A 3,994-nucleotide genomic window follows, 5' to 3' on the forward strand; every position below is an offset into this window, starting at 1 on the left:
TCCCGGCAGCGCCAGCGCCGACTGCGGATCGCTGGCCAGGCGCCGCGCCAGGTCGCCGCCGCGGGCGTTTTGGACCCCGCGGACGAAGGCCGGCTCCTGCAGGGCGGCCATGGCGGCGTAGGCGACCATTCCCGCCTCCAGCTGCGCCGGGTCGTGGCTGGCCCCGGCCTGCAGCGCCTGGCTGACGTCGCCTGCGTTGCTGAAGGCCGGGTCGATGGCGCGGGCCCGGCGCATGAAGCTCTCGAACGCCATGGCCTGGGTCTCGACCCGGCCGGCGGGAAGGCTTGCCTCGGCGCGGTTATCGCGCGCGGGCTTAGGCTCGCTGGCGCAGCCGGCCAGCGTCAGCGCCACGGCTCCGGCGAACGCGCCGAAGGCCCTGAAATTCCTGGATTGCACGACCGACTCCTCGAAACAGGAGCCCCCGAAGCGCCCGGCCGTGAAGCCGCCGAGCGCCGCCCGTCGGCAGGATCCTGCCGTGAGTCTTGTTGGGTGGTTAAGGCGTGCGCTTACCGCGCCGTCCACCCCGTCAGGGTCAGGATCTCGAAGGTCGCCGGCACGCGGCCGTCGGGCGTGCCGAAGCGCTCGGCGTAGATCTCGCAGGTTCGGGCCAGCAGGGCGCGGGTCAGCGCCCGCGGGTGGCGCTCGGCAAGCACATTGGTCTCGCCCATCTGCCGCAGATCGGCGAGCAGCTTCAGCGGATGGGCGTAGGTGACGCTCACCCGGTCGACGTCCGCCACCGGCTGGGTGAAGCCCGCCCGCTGCAGCAGGCCCGCGGCGTCGGCGGCGTCGGCGAAGGGCGAGACGCGGCTGCCGGCCCCGCCGAGGATCTCCGCCTCGGCGGCGACCAGCGACTGGCGGAGCTCGGTCAGCGTCACCCCGCCCAGGAAGGCGCCGATGAAGAGGCCGTCGGGCTTCAGCGCGCGGCGCACCTGGATCAGCGAGCCCACCACGTCGTTGGTCCAGTGCAGGGCGAGCGTCGAGACGACGAGGTCCAGGCTCTGGTCGGCGAACGGCAGTCGCTCCTCGTCGGCGACCAGTCGCGGGCCCGACCGTCCGGCCAGCATGGCTGAGGAGAGATCGGCCTCGATCAGCAGGCACACGCGCTGGCGCGCTTCGCTCTCGGCGAGGGCCTCGCGGAAGGCGCCTGTGCGGGCGGCGAGGTCGACGGCCACGCTGAAGTTGCGCATGATCGGTTCGAGCCGCTCGGCGACATCCTGGGCGGCGCGGCGCTTGAGGAAGTCGGCCGCGGCGAAGCCGGGCGCGGCGCGGTCGAGGCGCTTGCGGTGCAGGTCGCGGTCGAAGAGCCTTGGCGGGGTAGGCATGGGCGGGGTAGGCATGGGCGGGGCGGACATGGGCGCGGAACATGGCGCTTTCGGCGCAGAATGGAAGCGCGGCCTTGGCGTGCGCAACCTGCTGCGCAGCGCGCTCGACCTGGTCTTCCCGCGCGAAGACCTCGACGGCGAGCCGACCGTCGGCGCCCATGGGCTGAGCGCCGAAGCATGGGCGAAGATCCATTTCCTCGACGGGCCGGTCTGTGACGGTTGCGGCGCGCCGTTCGACTACGATCCCGGGCCCGGCGTGCGCTGCGCGCCGTGCATGGCGAGGCCCCGGGCGTTCGATGCGGCGCGGGCCGCGTGCCTCTACGACGAGATTTCGCGCGACCCGATCCTGAAGCTGAAGCACGCCGACCGCACCGATCTCGCGCCGATGTTCGCCCGCTGGCTGTCGCGCGCGGCCGCCGAGCTGCTGGAGGAGGCCGAGGCGATCGTCCCCGTGCCCTTGCATCCGTTGCGGCTGCTTCGGCGACGCTACAACCAGGCGGCCGAGGTGGCGCGGCCGCTGTCGCAACTGAGCGGCGTGCCCTACCTGCCCGACGCCCTGGTGCGCCGCCGCGCGACCGAGAGCCAGGGCGGCAAGTCGGGGGCGCACCGCAAGCGCAACGTCGCCGGCGCCTTCCAGGCGCCCGAGCGGCGCAGGGCCCAGGTGGAGGGCCGGCGGATCCTGGTCGTCGACGACGTCATGACCACCGGCGCCACGCTGGAAGGCTGTGCGCGGGCCCTGAAGCAGGCCGGCGCGGCGCGCGTCGATGTCGCAGTCCTGGCCCGGGTTAAAGAGGCGTCGGGACTCACCATATGAAGTTCCGACGAGAGAACTTCCTCAGGCGGCCATGACCCACGTCACCATCTACACGAAGCCCTATTGCCCATATTGCGTCCGGGCGGTCGCTTTGCTGGAGAAGAAGGGCATCCCGTTCACCGAGGTCGAAGCCGCCTTCGATCCGGAGAAGCGCCAGGAGATGATGCAGCGGTCCGGCCGCGCGACCTTTCCGCAGATCTTCGTCGGCGATCGCCACATCGGCGGCTGCGACGACATGATGGCCCTGGAGCGCGAGGGCAAGCTCGACCCCCTGCTGCAGGCGGCGGCGTAGGTCCCGCCGGCTACCGCAGCGCCGGCCTGATCTTGCCCTGGTGCGGATTGGCGCCGGCGTGGATGGCGGCCATGTCGCGGGCCGCGCCGTAGAGCCACCCCTGGGCCAGGTCGACGCCTGCGCGGCGCACCGCATCCTCGGCGTCCTGGGTCTCGACCATCTCGGCGAGGGTGCGCACGCCCAGCTCGCCGCACATCTTCACCAGGTGCTTGACGAAGGTCGCCTCGCGGCCGCCGTGCTGCAGGTCGCGGATGTAGCGGCCGTCGATCTTCACGACGTCGAGCCGCAGCTGCTGCAGATAGGCCAGCGAGGCCGCGCCCGCGCCGAAGTCGTCGAGGCAGACCTCGCAGCCCAGGCCGCGCAGCGCCTGCAGGTGGCGGTCGGCCTGGGCGAGGTCGTCGAGCGCGGCGCTCTCGGTCAGCTCGAACATCAGCCGCCCGCGGGCTTTTGGGTTCGTCGCCACCAGCATGCAGGCCTGCTCGATGAAGGTCGCGCTGGTGATCGTCCGGCCCGAGACGTTGACCGCCAGCTTCATGGACGGCTCCTCGACCAGCACGCCGATGGCGCGCTCGAGGATCGCGAGGTCGAGCTGCTCGATCAGCTCCATCTCCTCGGCCATGCGGATCAGCGGGAACGGGCTGCCGTCGTCGCCGAAGCGGACCAGGGCCTCGTAGTGCTGCAGGCTGTTGTCCTTCAGCTTCACGACCGGCTGGTAGACGAGGCGGAAGCGCTTGTCGCGGATCGCGACGCCCAGGGCGCCGACCTCGGTGAGGGTCCGCAGCATCGCCTCGTTCAGGGCCGCGGAGAGGTTCGCGGGCGCGGCGGCGAAGCCTTCGCGCAGGTAGGCGTCCAGGGAGTAGCGGAGCGCGCGCACGGTCTGGCGCGAGCCGCCGCCGTCAGGCTTCAGCGGCGCCGCGACCGCGCTCGGCCGGATCGTCACCTCCTGGCCGAGGTCCATCAGGCGGGCGACCCGGCGGGTCAGAGCGTCGGTTCCTTCGCCGCTGGCGCGGACCAGGGCGAAACGGTCGTCGCCGAGCTCGGTCGCGGCCTGGCCGCCGTGGGCCTGGGCCCGCAGCACGCCCGCGAGCCTGGCCTCCAGGGCCTGACGGGCGTCGGGCGCCGCCTTTTCGCGCACGGCCGCCAGCCCCGCCAGCTCGATGAAGGCGAGCTCGAGCTTCGTGCCGGTCGCCTGGGCGGTCTGCAACAGGGTGGCGGTGAGCTCCTCGAACTGCTTGCGGTCGGGCAGGGCCGCCGACGGCGGCGCGGCCTCGGGGTCGGCCAGCGAAAGCGCACAGGACAGCGCCCCGTCGTTGCCGGGCGCCTTGAAGGCGCAGAAGCTGGCGGCGCGCCTGGCGCCGTCCTCGCTGGCGAGACGCACGACCATTGGCCCTGCGCGCTGGCCGGTCTCCAGGCCCTCGAACACCGCCTGCAGCATCATCTGGTCGGCGGGATCGACGAACACCCCCCAGGGCTTGCCGATCATCGCCTCTTCGAGCTGGCCGGAAATCGCCTCGCTCGCGCCGAGCGCAAAGGCGATGCGCCCCTCGGAGGTGATTTCCAGGAGCA

4 protein-coding genes and 1 pseudogene are annotated in these 3,994 nt (G+C 72.3%); 2 read left to right on the forward strand and 3 right to left on the reverse strand.

Translation table 11 applies throughout. The features are described 5' to 3' along the window. Both VJS38_RS20110 and VJS38_RS20115 read right to left on the reverse strand, forming a co-directional pair. Window positions 1–396: pseudogene (locus VJS38_RS20110) on the reverse strand (hypothetical protein); the annotation flags it as partial. 110 nt (window positions 397–506) lie between these two features. Next, complete coding sequence (locus VJS38_RS20115) at window positions 507–1,322, reverse strand: methyltransferase domain-containing protein (protein ID WP_324089930.1); 816 nt, start codon at window positions 1,320–1,322, stop codon at window positions 507–509. On the opposite strand from VJS38_RS20115, the gene VJS38_RS20120 reads away from it, so the two are divergent. Together VJS38_RS20120 and grxC are read left to right on the forward strand one after the other, a co-directional pair. After that, window positions 1,321–2,136: a ComF family protein gene (locus VJS38_RS20120; RefSeq protein ID WP_324089931.1), complete on the forward strand. Its 816-nt coding sequence runs from the start codon at window positions 1,321–1,323 to the stop codon at window positions 2,134–2,136. The two genes, VJS38_RS20115 and VJS38_RS20120, sit on opposite strands and share 2 nt — an antisense overlap. 31 nt (window positions 2,137–2,167) lie before the next feature. Then, window positions 2,168–2,428 (forward strand): glutaredoxin 3, encoded by a 261-nt coding sequence (grxC, locus tag VJS38_RS20125; protein ID WP_324089932.1) that lies wholly within the window; start codon window positions 2,168–2,170, stop codon window positions 2,426–2,428. 10 nt (window positions 2,429–2,438) lie between these two features. On the opposite strand, the gene VJS38_RS20130 is transcribed toward grxC, so the two are convergent. After that, window positions 2,439–3,994: EAL domain-containing protein (locus VJS38_RS20130; protein WP_324089933.1), on the reverse strand; the 1,556-nt coding region annotated here is incomplete at its 5' end.

Origin of the sequence: Phenylobacterium sp., from assembly GCF_035276905.1 — a bacterium.
Classification (GTDB): domain Bacteria; phylum Pseudomonadota; class Alphaproteobacteria; order Caulobacterales; family Caulobacteraceae; genus Phenylobacterium.

Coding starts and splice junctions, on each gene's coding strand:
- VJS38_RS20115 (WP_324089930.1), bottom strand. CDS start 1,322: ATGCCTACCCCGCCAAGGCTCTTCGACCGCGACCTGCACCGCAAGCGC.
- grxC (WP_324089932.1), top strand. CDS start 2,168: ATGACCCACGTCACCATCTACACGAAGCCCTATTGCCCATATTGCGTC.
- VJS38_RS20120 (WP_324089931.1), top strand. CDS start 1,321: ATGGGCGGGGTAGGCATGGGCGGGGCGGACATGGGCGCGGAACATGGC.